Below are 15,864 nucleotides of genomic sequence, written 5' to 3' on the forward strand. Positions count from 1 at the left end.
GCGCTCACCTCGGCCGATCGTCGGCGTGGGCGTGCCACGAGCGCCAGAGCGCGGCGTACGCCCCGCCGGCCGCCACCAGGTCGTCGTGGCTGCCGATCTCGGTGATCCGGCCGTCGGCCAGGACGGCTACCCGGTCGGCGTCGTGCGCGGTGTTGAGCCGGTGCGCGATGGCGATGACGGTCCGCCCGACGAGCACGGCGGCCAGGGCCCGCTCGGTCCGCCGGGCGGTGCTCGGGTCGAGCGCCGCGGTCGCCTCGTCCAGGATCAGCGTGTGCGGGTCGGCGAGCACCAACCGGGCCAGCGCCAGTTGCTGGGCCTCGGCCGCGCCGAGCTGCCGGGCGCCGTCGCCGAGCGCCGTGTCCAGACCCTCGGGCAGCCCGTCGTACCAGTCGGCGCCCACGGTGGCCAGCGCGGCGCGCATCTGCTCGTCCGAGGCGTCCGGCGCGGCGAACGCGAGGTTGTCGCGTACCGAGCCGATGAACACGTGGTGCTCCTGGGTGACCAGGGCGATCCGCCGTCGGCGTTCGGCCGGGTCCAGGTCGGTGACCGGGCAGCCGCCGATGCTGACGACGCCACGGCGGGGCGCGTCGATGCCGGCCAGCAGCCGGGCCAGGGTCGACTTGCCGGCGCCCGACGGGCCGACGACTGCCAGCCGTTCGCCGGGCCGCACCTCCAGGTCGATGCCGTGCAGCACGTCGTGCCCGTCGGCGTAGGAGAACCGCGCCTCGCGGACGACGAGCCGCTCGCCCGGCGACGGGGCCGTGGTGCCGGGCGGCTCCGGTGGGACCAGCCCGACGCCGAGCACCCGGGCGAACGACGCGAAGCCGCGCTGCGCCTGCTCGGTCCACAGCAGGAGCCGGTCCAGCGGGTCGATGGCCTGCTGGAGGTAGAGCGCGGCGGCGACCACCGCGCCGAGCGAGACCCGGTCGGCGGCGAACAGGTAGCCACCGACGAGCAGGATCGTGGCGACGGGCAGCGGATAGCTGGCCTCCACGACCGAGAAGAACACCGTACGCAGCGCGAGGGTCGCCCGCCGGGCCTGCCACAGCCGGGTGACGCGTGTGGTGCCGTGTCGGATCCGGTCGTCGGCCAGCCGCAGCGCCTCCACCGTGCGAGCGCCCTCGGCGGTGGTGGTCAACGCCTCGGTCAACTCGGCCGCCGCGGCGCCCTCGGCGAGGTACGCGGAGCTGGCCCGACGCAGATACCACCGCGTCACCGCCACGATCGACGGCAGCCCGGCCAGCGCCGCGAGCCCGAGCAGCGGATGCAGCAGGAACACCGCCCCGAACAGCAACGTCAACTGCACCGAGGCGATGACGATGACGGGCACGACGTCCCGCACCGTGGTCCCGACGGTCGCCACGTCGACCGAGCTGCGGGTCGCCAGGTCGCCGGACCCGGCGCGCTCGACGACCGAGACGGGCAGCCCGAGCGTGCGGCCGACGAACTGCTCGCGCAGCTCGGCGACGGCCCGTTCGGCGAAGCGGTGGCCGGCGTACTGGGCGTAGCGGGAGAGCAGGGCGCTGACCAGGACACAGCCGGTGATCGCCAGTGCCAGCCGGTCCACGGTGGCCACGCCGGCGCCGGCGGTGACCCGGTCGACGATGGTGCCCAGCAGCCAGGGTGGGGCCAGCCCGGCGAGCGCGGCGGCGCTGTGCAACGCCAGTACGACGCCGACGGCCCGGCGATGGCGGCTCATCATGTCGCGCAGGGCACGGCGTACGGTGCCCCGGTCGGCGACCGGCAGCCGGCTCACCGGTAGACCTCCTCGGCGTCGGTGGCCTGGTCGAGATCCGCGCTGCCCCGGGCCACCAGGTGCCGGTAGGCCGGCACGTATTCGAGCAGGCCGTCGTGGGTGCCGGTGGCGGTGATTCCGCCCTTGCTCAGGAGCGCTACCACGTCGGCGCGGCCGAGCAGCAGCGGCGACGTGGCGAGCACCACTGTGGTCCGGCCGGCCCGAGCGGTCGTCAGCCGCTCGGCGATCCGTGCCTCGGTGTGCGCGTCCACGGCCGACGTCGGGTCCACGAGGATCAGCACCTCCGGTTCGGCGAGCAGCGCCCGGGCCAGGCGTATCCGTTGGCGTTGACCGCCGGAGAGCGTCCGGGCCCGGGCGTCCAGCGGCGTGGCCAGCCCGGCCGGGAGGGCGTCGACGATGTCGTCGGCCGAGGCGGTCCGCAGGGCGTCGCCGAGCCGTTCGTCGTCGGTTCCGGGGCGCAGGACGTCGCGCAGCGTCCCGGCGAAGAGGTACGAGTCGTGGTCGGCGACCAGGATCCGGGCACGGACCTCGTCCAGGGCGACCTGGGCCAGCGGCACGCCGCCCCAGGTGGTGTCGCTGACGACGTACCGGCCCAGCCGGTCGGCGAGCGCCACGGCCGCCGCCGGGTCGTCGGCCGCCACCGCGGTCAGCTGGCCGGCGCGTACGGTCAGCCCGGTCACCGGGTCGTGCAGGTTGGCGGGGCCGGTCGGCGCGGCCGCCGCGTGCGGGTGACGCGCCTCGGGGACGGCGGACGGCCACCGGCGACCCGGGCCACCGACGTCGTCCGGGGTCACGTTGAGCAGGTCGGCGATGCGTCGGGCGGCGACCCGCCCCCGGATCAACTGGTGGCTGCCCTCCAGCAGAAACCAGACCGGCACGATCAGGGTCGCCACGTAGCCGTAGACGGCGACCAGCTCGCCGATCGTGACGGCGCCGCTCACCGCCATCCGCGCCGTCAGCCAGACCACCGCGGCCAGGAACAACCCGGGGATGGCGACCGTCGCCGCGTCGATCCAGCTGTTGACCGCGCCGACCCGGTACCCCTCGGCGCGCAGCTCCTGGGAGCGGGCCGCGTACCGTCGGGCGAACAGATCCCGGCCACCCACCCCGGCGAGCACGCGCAGCCCGGCCACGATGTCGCCGGAGCGGGCGGTGAGCGCGCCCTGCTGCCGGCGGTAGACGGATTCGGCGCGTTCCAGCCGGCGCAGCAGCGGCCCCACGACCAGACCGACCGCCGGCATCCCCACCAGCACGCAGAGCGCGAGCAGCGGGGAGATCGACCAGAGCACCACGGCGATGACCCCGTACGCGACGATCGCGCCGACGCCCGGCCCGGTCAGTGTCAGCACCTGCGCCGACCAGTCGATGTCGGAACCGCCCACGGTGGCCACCTCACCCGCTGCGGTACGGCGTTGCAGCGCCGCGCCGACCCGGGACAGCTGACGCAGCAGTACCTCCGCCGAGCGGGCCTTGGCGTCCTCCCGGATGAAGGTCATCGTGCGGTGTCGCGAGATGCCCAGGTACGACAACGCCACCCCCGCCACGACGATCGCCGCGACCCACAGGGCCAGGGCGCGGCTGTCGCGGGCGCGCAGGCCGTCGTCGACGGCACGGGAGATCAGGTAGGGCCGGGCCGAGAGCCCGACCATCCAGGCCGTGCCGATCACGCTGCCGCGCAGCACCCGCCACGGCTGGCAGCGGACCAGCCACCACAGGTATCGCATCGGACCGCGGGTGTCGGGGGTGCCGGGATCGGAGTGCGGGATCTGGGGAGGCACCGGACCACGCTATCGAGCACCGGCCCGACCTACCGACCCGTTTTCCTGTCGGAGGGGGAGGGCAGAATCATATTCGTGCTGGTGGCGGTGGTGGCGGGCGAACGCGGTGGGGGAGAGCTGCGTCCGCTCGACGCCGCCGGCCGACCCGTCGGTCCGACGGAGACCGTCAGCGACCTCGCGGCCGCGATGGCCGCACGCGAGGCGGCCGAGCACCCGCGGTGGGTCTGGGCCGCCGCGGGCGCGATCTACCCGGCGCTGCTGCGGGCCGGGGTTCGTGTCGAGCGTTGCCACGACGTGGAGCTGACCGAGGCCCTGTTGCTCGGGCACGCCGGCCGTTGGGGTGAGCCCCGCTCGCTGGCCGCCGCCTGGGCCCGCCTGACCGGTGCTCCGGTGCCGGCCGACCCGCTGCCGCGCGCCGCCGCGCCACCCGGGCACGGCCAGGCCGCGCTCTTCGACACGCTGCCCGGCCCGCCGGGCCCGGGCATCGAGGCACTGACCCGGGTGTACGCCGACCAGCTCGCCCGGGTCGCCACCACCGAGCACCCGGGTCGGTTCCGGCTGCTGGTGGCCGCCGAGTCCGCCGGCGCGTTGATCGCGGTGGAGATGGGCGTCGCCGGGCTGCCCTGGCGGGCCGAGGTGCACGACGCGATCCTCGCCGAGCTGTTGGGGGAGCCGTCCCCGGTCGGCGGGCCGCCGCGCCGGTTGGCCGAGTTGGCGGCCCGGATCGCCGAGGCGTTCGGCGTCCGCCAGCTGCACGCCGACTCCCCGGCCGAGCTGTTGCGGGCGTTCGCCCGGGCCGGGGTGGAGCTGCCCAACACCCGGGCCTGGGTGTTGCGCGGGGTGGACCATCCGGCGGTGCCTCTGCTGCTGGAATACAAGGAGCTGTACCGGATCTGGACGGCGCACGGCTGGTCCTGGCGTGAGCAGTGGGTGCGCGACGGTCGGTTCCAGCCGGAGTACGTGCCGGGCGGGGTGGTCTCCGGCCGCTGGGCGACCCGGGGCGGTGGCGCGTTGCAGATCCCCAAGGTGATCCGCCGGGCGGTGGTGGCCGACCCGGGCTGGCGGCTGGTGGTCGCCGACGCCGGCCAGTTGGAGCCCCGCGTCCTGGCGGCGGTCTCCGGGGACGAGCGGCTGGCGGCGGCGGGCGGCGCCGGCGACCTCTACGCCGCGCTCGCCCGGGACTCGTTCGGCGGTGACCGTCCCCGTGCCAAGGTGGCCCTGCTCGGCGCGATGTACGGGCAGACCGGCGGCGCGGCGGTGCCCGCGCTGGCGGTGCTGAAGCGCAGCTATCCGACGGCGTTCGGCTACGTCGAGGCGGCCGCGCGCACCGGCGAGGCGGGCGGGTTGGTCCGCTCGTGGCTGGGGCGCACCTGCCCACCCGGCTCGGTCGGGCACGGTGACCCCGACGAGGGGCCGACAGACCCGGACGCCGTGGCCGACCGGCAGAGCCCTCGGGCGCGAGCCGCCCGGTCCCGGGGGCGGTTCACCCGCAACTTCGTCATCCAGGCCACCGCCGCGGAGTGGGCCTCGACGCTGCTGGCCACGCTGCGCACCGAGCTGGCCGACACCAGCGCCGAGCTGGTCTTCTTCCAGCACGACGAGGTGCTGGCGCACTGTCCGGCCGAGCAGGCCGAGACCGTGGCGGCGACTGTGCGCCGGGCGGGTGAGCGGGCCACCGCCCTGCTGTTCGGCGACACTCCGGTGCGCTTCCCCCTGGATCTGTCCATCGTCGACTGCTACGCCGACGCGGCCTGACCGACGGCCTCGCTCTGCCGTTGTCCATTGACGGCAAGGAGGTCGACGACCCGAAGACCTCCGCTACCCGGAGAGCGCTCGTTGCTCAGTTGATCCACGGACGCGGCCGTCTGGTGCGTAACGATTGCACTTTTTCTCCTATTCGCCCCGCCACTCGTGCGCGGCCCTCCTCGTTGCAGTGTCCGTAGGAGGGGGCGCCCGGTCACGGGTGGTCCCGTGCTTGAGGGGGCGCAGCTGAACCGGATCGCAGGAATGATCATCGCCGCGGGCGGGGGACGCCGCATCGGCGGTCCCGAGGCGCTGCTGCACCAGGGTGAGAAGCCCCTGGTCAACCAGATGATCGACACGATGACCGAGGCGGGCTGCGAGCAGATCGTGGTCGTGCTGGGGGCCGCCGCGGAGCAGGTTCGGGAAACTGCCGACCTGGGCAGGGCGACCGTTGTGATCAACAAGGCGTGGGGCACCGGGGTCGGCTCGTCCATCCGCGCCGGGCTGGCCGCCATGGACGACGCGGGGATCGAGGCGGTGGTGGTGGTGCCCGTCGACATGCCGGGCCTGACCGCCGCTGCGGTCCGCCGGGTGGCGGCGTTGCCGTACCCGGATGTGCTGGTCTGCGCCACCTACGACGGGCTGCGCGGTTACCCGATGCTGTTCGGCCGCCGGCACTGGCCCGGCATCGCGACCCTGGCCAGCGCCGACGTGGGCGCCCGGCCGTACCTGCTGGCACACAAGGACCAGATCGTCGACATCGCTTGCGACACGGTGGCCGACGGCAGTCGCGTCGACACCCCCGAGCTGATGGCGCTCTACGGGCTCACGGTTCCGCCCCAGCGCGTCGGGGTGTAGGCCGTCAGCCGTCGACGACCGGGAAGCGCGGCAATCGAGCGGGCGGTGCCGGCGTCACTGTGGACGGCGGGTGGTCGACCGAGTCACCACGTGCCACTCGTGCCGCGCCGAAGCGCCGGTGGGATGCCCGAGCGCCACGCGTGCGCAGTGGGCCCCCTGCTCGCGCAGTGACTGGGCCAGGGTGGTCAGGTCGGCGTCCACGGCGGCGTCCGCGTCGTCCCAGCCGGTCAGCGTCAGATCGTCGGGAACGCGCAGGCCGACTCGCGCGGCGGCGCGCAGGGCACCGAGGGCGAGTTCGTCACTCATCGCGGCGATGGCGTCCGGTGGCTCTTCGCCCTGAAGCAACTCCAGGGCGAAGGTCTCCCCTTCGGCGCTGCGGTTGACAGGGCAGACGGCCAGTCGCAGCTGCGCGGCCGGGCGGCCCGCGTCCGTCCAGGCGTCCCGGAAGCCCTCCCACCGGTGGCGGGTGACCGGGAACGTCGCGTCGACCAGGGCGTCGCCGGTGAGCAGTTGGCGGGCGCGCCCGCGGTCCAGCGGAAAGCCGAGCACGAGTGGGCGGCGGGCTTCGGTGAACGCGATCCGCCCGATCGCGGCGGCGGCGGCCCGGTCGTCGATGCCGATCACCGGCATCCCCCGCCGGTGCGGGCCGGCGTGGACCACCGCGGGCAGGCCGGTGTCGGCTACGGCGTCCAGGACCGGGTCGTCGTCGCTGGTGGTCCAGACGACGAAGCCGTCCACTGCCGCCTGCGCGACGCGCTCGGCGTCGGTGCCCGCGCCGGTGATCGGGACCAGGGTGAGCCCGACGCCCTCGGCGGCACACACGTCGGAGACCCCCGCGAGAAAGCGCGCCGCCTGGGGATCGTCGAAGGCGTAGCTCAACCGCTCGCCGAGCACGACACCGAGCGTGCCGACCCGCCCGCGACGCAGTCCACGAGCGGCCGGGTGCGGCCCGGGATAGCCCAGTTCCCGCGCCGCCGCGCGTACCTTCGCCGCAGCCTCGGCGGACACCCTGCCCGGCTGGGAGTAGGTGTAGGACACCGTCATCGGCGAGACGCCGGCGGCGCTCGCGACCTCGCGCAGGGTCGGCCGCTTCGGGTTGTCCGCGGGGTGGTTCATGGGTCACACTCTATCTGTGTATCGATACACAACGCGGCGGCGGCCGGTCCGGCCGTCGCCCCGGACCGAGACCGACATGTTCGTGCGGGACGCGCCGACAGTGCTCTCGTACACCGCGCTGGGCTGCTGGACGTTCTGGCTGTACGCCTTCGGGCCGGCGCTGACCCTTCTGCGCGACGAGTTGGATTTCTCGTACACGCTGCTCGGCGTCTACCAGCTGCTGTTGGCGGCGGGCGCGGCCCTGGCCGCGGTCGGGTTCGTATGGGCGGCCCGTCGCCTGGCGCGGGGTGCCCTGCTGTGGTGCTCGGCTCTCGCCACCGTCTCCGGCGCCGCCCTGTTCACCCTCGGCGGGAGCGTGCCGGTGACCCTGCTCGGGGCCATGGGGCTCGGTCTGGTCGGCACCATGATGCTCACCGTGCTCCAGGCGATCCTGTCCGACCGGCACGGCGACCGGCGGGACCGGGCGTTGACCGAGGCCAACGTCGCTGCCGGCGCGTCCGCGGTGTTCGCCCCGCTGGTGCTCGGCGCGTTGGCGGCCAGCGCGGTGGGCTGGCGGGCCACGTTCGCGCTGCCGGCCGTCGTCCTCGTGGCGCTGTACCTGCGCTATCGCCGCCACCCGCTACCGGCGGCGCCGCGGCCCTCCGCCGCCAGGGGAACCGGCGGCCTGCCGCTGGCCTGCTGGCTGTTCGCCGTGCTGACCGCGGTCAGCTCGGCGATCGAGTTCTGCCTGGTGTACTTCGGCCCCCAACTGCTCGTCCACGCCGGCCTGTCCGCCGCGGCCGCCAGCACCGCGCTGAGCGGCAACTACCTCGGTATCCTGCTCGGACGCCTGCTCGGTGCGCGGCTCACCCGCCGTCGGGGCCGCGCCGTCGCCCTGCTGTACGGCTCATTGGCGATCACCGGCCCCAGCTTCGTCCTGTTCTGGCTGACCGAGCGGCCGGTGCTCGCCATCGTCGGACTGTTCCTGTGCGGAGTGGGCATCGCGAACCTCTATCCGCTGTCGCTCGCACTCACCCTCGGCGCGGCCGGCGGCCGGGAGGATCAGGCCAACGCCCGGTCGCAGCTGGTCCTCGGCGTGGTCGCCGGCGTGTCCCCGTTCCTGCTCGGCAGCCTGGCGGACCGGCACGGGCTGGTCACCGCCTTCGCCCTCGAACCGGTGCTGATCGGCATCTGCGCCCTCATGCTGTGGGGCGGGCTTCGTGCCCGCCGCAGCGGAACCTGAGACCACGCGGCCGGCACCCGCCGGCCCGACAGGTCAGGTGGCCACTCGGGCCGCGCTCTCGTACGCCGCCGCTCGTGCGATCACCTCGTCGGTGGCGCGAGAGGGGTGGCCGCTGTCGAAGGGCGGTTGTGGGTCGTACTCCATCCAGAGCTGGACGGCCTCCGCGGTCGTCCGGTCCGTCAGGAGTTCGACGAGTCGCAGACCCATGTCGATGCCGCTCGACACGCCGGCGGCGGTGATGATCCGCGCGTCCAGCTCTTCGACGACCCGCTGGTCCGTCGGGTCGGCGCCGAAGCGGGTCAGTTCCTGCCGCACCCGGTAGTGGCTGGTGCCCCGCCGTCCCCGAAGCAGACCGGCCGCTCCCAGGAGAAACGAGCCGGAACAGACGGAGGCGGTGAACGACGTCGTCTCGTGGATCCGCCTGATCCAGCCCGGCAGGGGGCCGGCGAGGGCCTGGATGGTCCCGGGTCCTCCCGGGACGACGAGAACGTCGGCCGCCTCCACGTCGTCGAACGCCTGCCCGGCCACGAGGGACACCGCCCCGCAGTCGTCGCGGACGGGCCCCGGGCGCTCGGCGACCAGGACCACCTCGATGCCCGGGGCGAGGGCCAGCGGCTGGTAGACGCCTATGACGTCCAACGCGGTGAAACGCTCGTACAGCGGGATGACGACGTGGATCACCGGAAGCTCCTGTCGACGACGTGGCTACGGTCAGAGGGTCGAGAAGCGTGCGCGGAATGCGCCGGGAGTCGTGCCGAGCCGTTCACCGAAGACGCGTCGCAGCGACTCGGCGGACCCGAACCCCGCCCTCGTCGCCACCGTGTCGAGGGCGAGGTCGGACTGCACCAGGAGGCGTTTGGCCGTCTCCAGGCGTAGCTCGGTGAGGTAACGCCCGACGGTGAGCCCGGTCTCCCGCGCGAAGAGACGCTGAAAGTGCCGGGGCGACATGGCGTACGCGGCGGCAAGGTCGTCGACCCGGTGTGGGGCGGCCGGATCGGCGTCGATGACGCGCTGCGCGGCCGCCACCCGCTTCTCGGTGGCGCGTTCCAACCACACCGGGCCGGCGAACTGACCCTGCTGTCCGGGCCGGTGCAGAAACATCACGAGCCAGCGGGCGATCTGCTGGGCGACCCGTGGTCCGTGGTCGGCCGCGACGACCGCCAGGGCCAGATCGATTCCGGCCGTGACGCCACCCGACGTCCACACCGGGCCGTCATGCACGTAGAGGGCGTCGTGGTCGACGGTGAGATCGGGGAAACGCCTGCCGAGATCGCTGGACAGCGACCAGTGGGTGGCCACCCGGCGACCGCTGAGCAATCCGGCCCGTGCGCACAGGAACGCGCCGGAACAGATCGACAACAGCCGCGTGGGGCGACACCGCCGCAACCAGGCCACGAGGTCGGCGTGCTCATCCGTGGCGGCCGCCGAACGGCCGCCGGGCACGACGAGGGTGCCGGCCCGGACGGGCTCCCCGAGCGCGCCGGCCACCATGGTCAGGCCGCTCTCGGACACCACCTCGGCCTGGGTTCCGGCCAGCCTCAGGTCGTACGCGGGGCGGTCACCACGTGCCGTCCGGTACCGGTTCGTCCCGGCGAGGACCTCCCACGGTCCGCTGACGTCGAGAGACTGCACGCCCGCGAAGCCGACAACGGTGACCCGCTCAACCATGCCCCGAGTCTGCCGGCGGGAGCGCCGTGTCGCCATGACGCGGTACCCACGGATGATGACACCGCGCAGGTCCGGTGCCGCCGACGTCCCCATCCCGTCGAGGGAGGCCGGCGCTGGACGACCGCCGACGCGGTGACCATCGACAACCCGGATGCGCTCGGGCTCAGGCCGAGCGCATCCAGCGCGTCGCGGGCGCCCGGGTCAGTCCCGCGCCTGGTCCAGTTCGCCGGTGGCGGCGAGCCGCCGGTACCAGTGCGCGCTGTCCTTCCAGACGCGTTCCTGGGTGTCGTAGTCCACGCGGATGATCCCGAACCGGCGGTCGTAGCCGTAGCCCCACTCGAAGTTGTCGAGCAGCGACCAGACGAAGTAGCCCCGGACGTCCACGCCCTGCTCGCGGGCGTCGGCCACGGCGGAGATGTGCCGACGCAGGTAGTCGATCCGCCGATCGTCGTGGATCCGGCCGTCGGCCGACACGGCGTCGTCGAAGGCCGCGCCGTTCTCGGTGATCATCAGCGGCTGGCCCGGGTACTCCCGGCCCAGCCGCAGCAGCAGCTCGGTCAGCGCCGGCGGGTCGATGTTCCACCCCATGGCCGTGTACGGGCCGGGCTGCGGCAGGAAGTCGACGTCGTCGGCGCCGACCCACGGCGAGTGCGCCGACGCGCCGTGCCCGTCGGCGTCCGAGCGGGCCGAGTGCCCGTCCCAGGCGCGTACCAGCGTGCTCGAGTAGTAGTTGACGCCGAGCACGTCCAGCGGGACAGCGGCGACCTTCTCGTCGCCCTGGCGCACGAACGACCAGTCGGTGACCCCCGCCGTGTCGGCCAGCAGGTCGGCCGGGTACGCCCCGGTGAGCATCGGCCCGAGGAACGCCCGGTTCGCCAGCGCGTCGATGCGGCGGGCCGCGTCGACGTCCGCCGCCGAGTCGGACGCCGGGCGGATCACGTGCAGGTTCAGCGTCACCGACAGCTCGGCGGTCGGGGCCAACTCCCGGACCACCCGGCCGGCCAGGCCGTGCGCCAGGTTCAGGTGGTGCACCGCCGCCAGCGCCGCCGCCGGCTCGGTCCGCCCCGGCGCGTGCACGCCGGAGCCGTAACCCAGGTACGCCGAGCACCACGGCTCGTTGAGCGTCGTCCAGGTGTGCACCCGGTCACCGAGTGCGGCGACGATCCCCGACGCGTACTCCTCGAAGCGCAGCGCGGTGTCCCGCACCGGCCACCCGCCGTCGTCCTCCAGCTCCTGCGGCAGGTCCCAGTGGTACATGGTGGCCACCGGGCGGACGCCGCGCTCCAGCAGCCCGTCGACCAGCCGCGAGTAGAAGTCCAGGCCGGCCTGGTTGAACCGCCCGGAACCGCCCGGCTGCACCCGCGGCCAGGAGATCGAGAAGCGGTACGCGCCCAGGCCCAGCTCGGCGATGTGGTCGAGGTCCTGCGGCCAGCGGTGGTAGTGGTCGGCGGCCACGTCACCGGTGTCGCCGTTCAGCGTCCGCCCGGGGGTGTGGCTGTAGGTGTCCCAGATGGACGGCCCCCGCCCGTCCTCGCTGGCCGCGCCCTCGATCTGGTACGCCGCCGTGGCCGAACCCCAGAGGAAACTCTCCGGAAAGGTACGTGCCGTCATCGTCCTGCCACCTCCGTGCCGGCGACCACGCAGTGGTACGCCGACGAGTCGCCCGTCACCAGCTCCGCGGTGGCCACGCCGCCGCGGAAACTCACCTCGAACTCCGCGCCCGGCCCGTCGCCGGGCGACGGGATCCGTACCCGTTGCCGCTGTCCCTCCGCCGGGGCGTAGAGACGCAGTTGCACGCCGTCCGCCCAGTCGTAGTCGGGCCGGTCGGAGCGCGCCCCGAACGGGATGACCGCGCCCGGCCGGGCGAGCACCGGAAGGCTGTCGAACTCGTGCTTCTCGGTCACCCAGGCCGGGCCGGTGAGCTGAGCGCCGGTCACCAGGTGTGTCCACGTGCCGGCGGGCACATAGTAGGTGACCTGGCCGTCGGCGCTGAGCACCGGTGCGACAAGTACGTCGGAGCCGAGCATGTACTGACGGTCCAGGTGCGCCGCGGCCGGGTCGTCCGGGAACTCCACGATCATCGGGCGCATCATCGGGATGCCGTCGCGGTGCGCCTCCTGCGCGGCGGCGGCCAGGTACGGCATCAGGCTGAGCTTGAGCCGGGTGAAGTGCCGCAGCACGTCGACGGCCTCCTCGTCGTACGCCCACGGCACCCGGTACGAGCCGGAGCCGTGCAGCCGGGAGTGCGAGGAGAGCAGGCCGAACGCGATCCACCGCTTGAAGACGGCCGGGTCCGGGTTGCCCTCGAAGCCGCCGATGTCGTGGCTCCAGTAGCCGAAACCGGACGACGCCAGGGACAGCCCGCCGCGCAGCGACTCGGCCATCGCGACGAACGTCGACTCGCAGTCACCGCCCCAGTGCACCGGAAACTGCTGCCCGCCGGTGGTGGCCGAGCGGGCGAACACGACCGCCTCGCCCTCGCCCCGCTCGGTCTCCAGCAGCTCGAAGACGGCCTTGTTGTAGAGGTACGAGTAGTAGTTGTGCATCCGCTTCGGGTCCGAGCCGTCGTGCCAGACCACGTCGGTCGGGATGCGCTCGCCGAAATCGGTCTTGAAGCAGTCGACGCCCATGTCCAGCAGAACCTTGAGCTTGCCGGTGAACCAGCGGACGGCGTCCGGGTTGGTGAAGTCGACAAGCGCCATGCCGGCCTGCCACATGTCCCACTGCCAGACCGACCCGTCCGGGTTGCGGACCAGGTATCCGGCCTGGCGGCCCTCCTCGAAGAGGTACGAGCGCTGCGCGATGTACGGGTTGATCCAGACGCACACCTTCAGGTCGCGCTCGTGCAGCCGGCGCAGCATCCCCTCGGGGTCGGGGAAGGTCGCCGGGTCCCAGACGAAGTCGACCCAGTGGAACTGGCGCATCCAGAAGCAGTCGAAGTGGAACACCGACAGCGGCAGGTCCCGCTCGGCCATCCCGTCGACGAACTCGGTCACCGTCTTCTCGTCGTACGACGTGGTGAACGACGTGGACAGCCACAGCCCGTACGACCAGGCGGGCACCCGGGCCGGACGGCCGGTCAGCGCCGTGTAGCGGCGCAGCACGTCCTTCGGAGTGGGCCCGTCGATGACGTGGTAGGTCAGGGACTGACCCTCGACGCTGAACTGGTTCTGCGCCACGACCTCCGAGCCGACCTCGAACGACACGTGCTCCGGATGGTCCACGAAGACCCCGTAGCCGGCGCTGCTCAGATAGAACGGCACGTTCTTGTACGCCTGCTCGCTGGCGGTGCCGCCGTCGGCATTCCAGATGTCGACGGTCTGGCCGTTCTTCACGAACGGGCCGAAGCGCTCGCCCAGCCCGTACACCGTCTCGCCGACGCCGAGGGCGAGTCGTTCGTGCACGTACCGGCGGCCCTCGCCGTCGGTGGCGATGCCGACGCTGCGCGCGGTGGACGCGGTGATCAGCCGGTCGCCGTGCAGGAACTCCACCCGCCAGCCGTCGATGAGCGCGACCCGGACGGTCAGCTCGCCGGTGGTCAGCGACGCGGTGATGCCTGTGATCTCGACGGTGACCGGGTGCTCCTCGTCGGTGCTCAGGCCGAAGTGCGGCTCGCGGGGCAGCCCGCCGCTGTGGTGACCGATGGTCACCCCGACGACGCCGGGGGCGGGGGAGAAGAACCGGGCGGTGACGACGGGCCGGTTGAGGGTGTCGCGCCGCCCGGTGATCTGACCGGCCGGCGCGAAGACGGTGAAGCCGCGGTCGTCCGGCTCGACCGATTCCACTGTGCCGGGGCGCAGCACGCTGATCCCCGGGCGCAGTTGCCAGTACCCGTCGGTGAACTTCACTTCTCGGCTCCTGCCGTGATGCCGCGCGCCAGAGTGCGCTGGAAGATGAGGAAGAAGAGGATGGCCGGCACCAGGCTGATCAACGCGCCGGCGTTTGTCGTCGGGGCGTCCATCAGCCGGTCGCCCTGCAGGGACGCCAGCGCTACCGGGATCGTCTGCGTCTGGTTGTCGATGAGCATGACCAGCGGGATGAGGAACTCGTTCCAGGTCCAGATGAAGAAGAAGATGAGCAGCACGGCGAGGGTGGGCCGCAGGTTGGGAAAGACCACCCGCCACAGCACCGTCCACTTGCCGGCGCCGTCGAGCGCGGCGGCCTCCAGCAGCGAACGGGGGAACGTGCCCAGCACCGAGGCCAGCAGGTACGTGCCGAACGCGCTCTGGATCACCGTGAAGATGATGATCACCGCGAGTCGGGTGTTGTAGAGCCCGACCTCCTTGGCCACGTAGTAGAGCGGGTAGATCAGCGCCTCCTGCGGCAGCATGTTGGCCAGCAGGAACAACCCGACGATCCACAGCCGGCCGCGGACCCGGCCGATGCCCAGGGCGTACGCGTTGAGCAGGGACACGACCACGCCGAGCACCGCCACCGAGCCGGCGATGAGCGCCGAGTTCCACAGCTTGAGGGGGAAGTTGACCTCGGTCCAGTACGTCCGCAGACCCTTGCTGTAGAACTCCGTCGGCCAGCTCAGCGGCCCGCCCGACGAGTAGTCACCTGGCGACTTGAAGGCGTTGAGCAGCATGAACGCGAACGGCACCAGCATGACGAGCGCACCGAGGGTGACCAGGACGAGCACGACCCAGCGGCTGACGCCGCGGTGGTGCCTGTCGGGTACGGGGCGGCGAACCGGCACCGGCGTGAGCGTGACGGCCATGTCAGAACCCCCGGTCCCGGCGCTCGCTGCGCGCCTGCATCCAGATGAAGACCCCGGCCACCACGACGATGATCAGCGTGAGCACCGTGGAGATCGCCGAGCCGTAGCCGACCTGGAGCTTCTTGAAGAACGTGTAGTAAGCGAAGTACGACGGAACGTTCGTGGCGTTCTCCGGGCCACCCCGGGTCAGCGCGAAGATCGGGCCGAACACCTTCAGCGCCGCGATGGTGCAGGTCAGGGCCACCACGAACGTCTCCGGCCGGATCTGCGGGAGGGTGATCGCCCGGAACCGGTGCAACCAGTTCGCGCCGTCGACCTCGGCCGCCTCGTACAGCTCCGGGTCGACGCGCTGCAACGCGGCCATGAAGACCACCACCGGATAGCCGATCTGTACCCAGATCATCACCGCCATGACGGCCGGCAGGGCCGTGCCCGGGTCGCCGAGCCAGTCGTGACGCAGCGCGCCGAGGCCGACCGCGTCGAGCAGGCTGTTGAACGCGCCGTCGGGGCGCAGGATCCAACCCCAGACGATGCCGGCCACCACCACGGGCAGCACCTGCGGCAGGTAGAACGCGGCCCGCAGCGCGGCGGCGGTACGTGGCTTGAACCGACGCCCGATGACGTCGAACAGCACCGAGGCGAGCAGCAACCCGAGCACTGTGGGCACCACCACCATCGCGACGATCATCGCCACGGTGTTGCGGAACGACGCCCAGAACACGTCGTCGTCAAGCAGGCGCTGGTAGTTGTCGAAGCCCACGAAGGTGGGGTCGCCGATCCCGGACCACTTCGTCAGCGACAGGTAGACGGTGCCGACCAGCGGAGCGCCGATGACCAGGACGAACAGGACCGCTCCGGGGAGCAGGTAGAGCCAGTACGCCGCCTTGCGGCCGCGAGGTGCGCGGCGGGTCTCGCGCGGAGTGGGTGTCGTCGCCGTCGGGGATGTGGCGGCGACGGTCTCGGAGGCTGCCATGGAAGATCCTTCCCGGTGGAGCGGGCGGGC

12 protein-coding genes are annotated in these 15,864 nt (G+C 72.7%); 3 read left to right on the forward strand and 9 right to left on the reverse strand.

Going from position 1 to position 15,864, the window contains the following annotated elements; genetic code table 11:
- Nucleotides 1-4: 4 nt before the first annotated feature.
- Nucleotides 5-1,702, reverse strand: coding sequence for an ABC transporter ATP-binding protein (locus AB0K10_RS27795; RefSeq protein ID WP_363688414.1), 1,698 nt, complete (start codon nucleotides 1,700-1,702; stop codon nucleotides 5-7).
- A gap of 50 nt (nucleotides 1,703-1,752) precedes the next feature.
- A complete protein-coding gene (locus AB0K10_RS27800; RefSeq protein WP_363688416.1) occupies nucleotides 1,753-3,480 on the reverse strand; it encodes an ABC transporter ATP-binding protein in 1,728 nt (575 codons plus the stop codon).
- Between the two features lie 99 nt (nucleotides 3,481-3,579).
- Between AB0K10_RS27800 and AB0K10_RS27805 the strand changes: the two genes are divergently transcribed.
- Nucleotides 3,580-5,289, forward strand: coding sequence for a bifunctional 3'-5' exonuclease/DNA polymerase (locus tag AB0K10_RS27805; protein ID WP_363688418.1), 1,710 nt, complete (start codon nucleotides 3,580-3,582; stop codon nucleotides 5,287-5,289).
- A gap of 252 nt (nucleotides 5,290-5,541) precedes the next feature.
- Nucleotides 5,542-6,135, forward strand: coding sequence for an NTP transferase domain-containing protein (locus tag AB0K10_RS27810; protein ID WP_363688420.1), 594 nt, complete (start codon nucleotides 5,542-5,544; stop codon nucleotides 6,133-6,135).
- A gap of 54 nt (nucleotides 6,136-6,189) precedes the next feature.
- Here AB0K10_RS27810 and AB0K10_RS27815 read toward each other — a convergent pair whose 3' ends face one another.
- The gene (locus AB0K10_RS27815; protein ID WP_363688246.1) at nucleotides 6,190-7,251 is read right to left on the reverse strand and encodes a LacI family DNA-binding transcriptional regulator; all 1,062 of its coding nucleotides are present in this window, start codon (nucleotides 7,249-7,251) and stop codon (nucleotides 6,190-6,192) included.
- A 16-nt stretch (nucleotides 7,252-7,267) separates the two neighbouring features.
- On the opposite strand from AB0K10_RS27815, the gene AB0K10_RS27820 reads away from it, so the two are divergent.
- Nucleotides 7,268-8,473, forward strand: coding sequence for an MFS transporter (locus tag AB0K10_RS27820; RefSeq protein WP_363688248.1), 1,206 nt, complete (start codon nucleotides 7,268-7,270; stop codon nucleotides 8,471-8,473).
- A gap of 33 nt (nucleotides 8,474-8,506) precedes the next feature.
- Here the strand turns inward: AB0K10_RS27820 and AB0K10_RS27825 are convergent, their stop codons facing one another.
- The 6 genes from AB0K10_RS27825 to AB0K10_RS27850 form a co-directional block, all read right to left on the reverse strand.
- A complete protein-coding gene (locus tag AB0K10_RS27825; RefSeq protein WP_363688250.1) occupies nucleotides 8,507-9,154 on the reverse strand; it encodes a DJ-1/PfpI family protein in 648 nt (215 codons plus the stop codon).
- Nucleotides 9,155-9,184: 30 nt separating this feature from the next.
- Complete coding sequence (locus AB0K10_RS27830; protein ID WP_363688252.1) at nucleotides 9,185-10,141, reverse strand: helix-turn-helix domain-containing protein; 957 nt, start codon at nucleotides 10,139-10,141, stop codon at nucleotides 9,185-9,187.
- A 201-nt stretch (nucleotides 10,142-10,342) separates the two neighbouring features.
- The gene (locus AB0K10_RS27835; protein WP_363688254.1) at nucleotides 10,343-11,752 is read right to left on the reverse strand and encodes a GH1 family beta-glucosidase; all 1,410 of its coding nucleotides are present in this window, start codon (nucleotides 11,750-11,752) and stop codon (nucleotides 10,343-10,345) included.
- Nucleotides 11,749-13,989 carry an alpha-xylosidase gene (gene yicI, locus AB0K10_RS27840; RefSeq protein ID WP_363688256.1) on the reverse strand — a complete coding sequence of 747 codons (2,241 nt, stop codon included), beginning with the start codon at nucleotides 13,987-13,989 and terminating at the stop codon, nucleotides 11,749-11,751. The genes AB0K10_RS27835 and yicI overlap by 4 nt, the downstream gene beginning before the upstream one ends.
- The gene (locus AB0K10_RS27845) at nucleotides 13,986-14,861 is read right to left on the reverse strand and encodes a carbohydrate ABC transporter permease (protein ID WP_363688258.1); all 876 of its coding nucleotides are present in this window, start codon (nucleotides 14,859-14,861) and stop codon (nucleotides 13,986-13,988) included. Before AB0K10_RS27845 ends, yicI begins: the two co-directional genes overlap by 4 nt.
- 1 nt (nucleotide 14,862) lies before the next feature.
- The gene (locus tag AB0K10_RS27850) at nucleotides 14,863-15,834 is read right to left on the reverse strand and encodes a sugar ABC transporter permease (RefSeq protein WP_363688260.1); all 972 of its coding nucleotides are present in this window, start codon (nucleotides 15,832-15,834) and stop codon (nucleotides 14,863-14,865) included.
- Nucleotides 15,835-15,864: the final 30 nt, after the last annotated feature.

This window comes from Micromonospora sp. NPDC049274, assembly GCF_040678875.1.
Lineage (GTDB): Bacteria > Actinomycetota > Actinomycetes > Mycobacteriales > Micromonosporaceae > Micromonospora.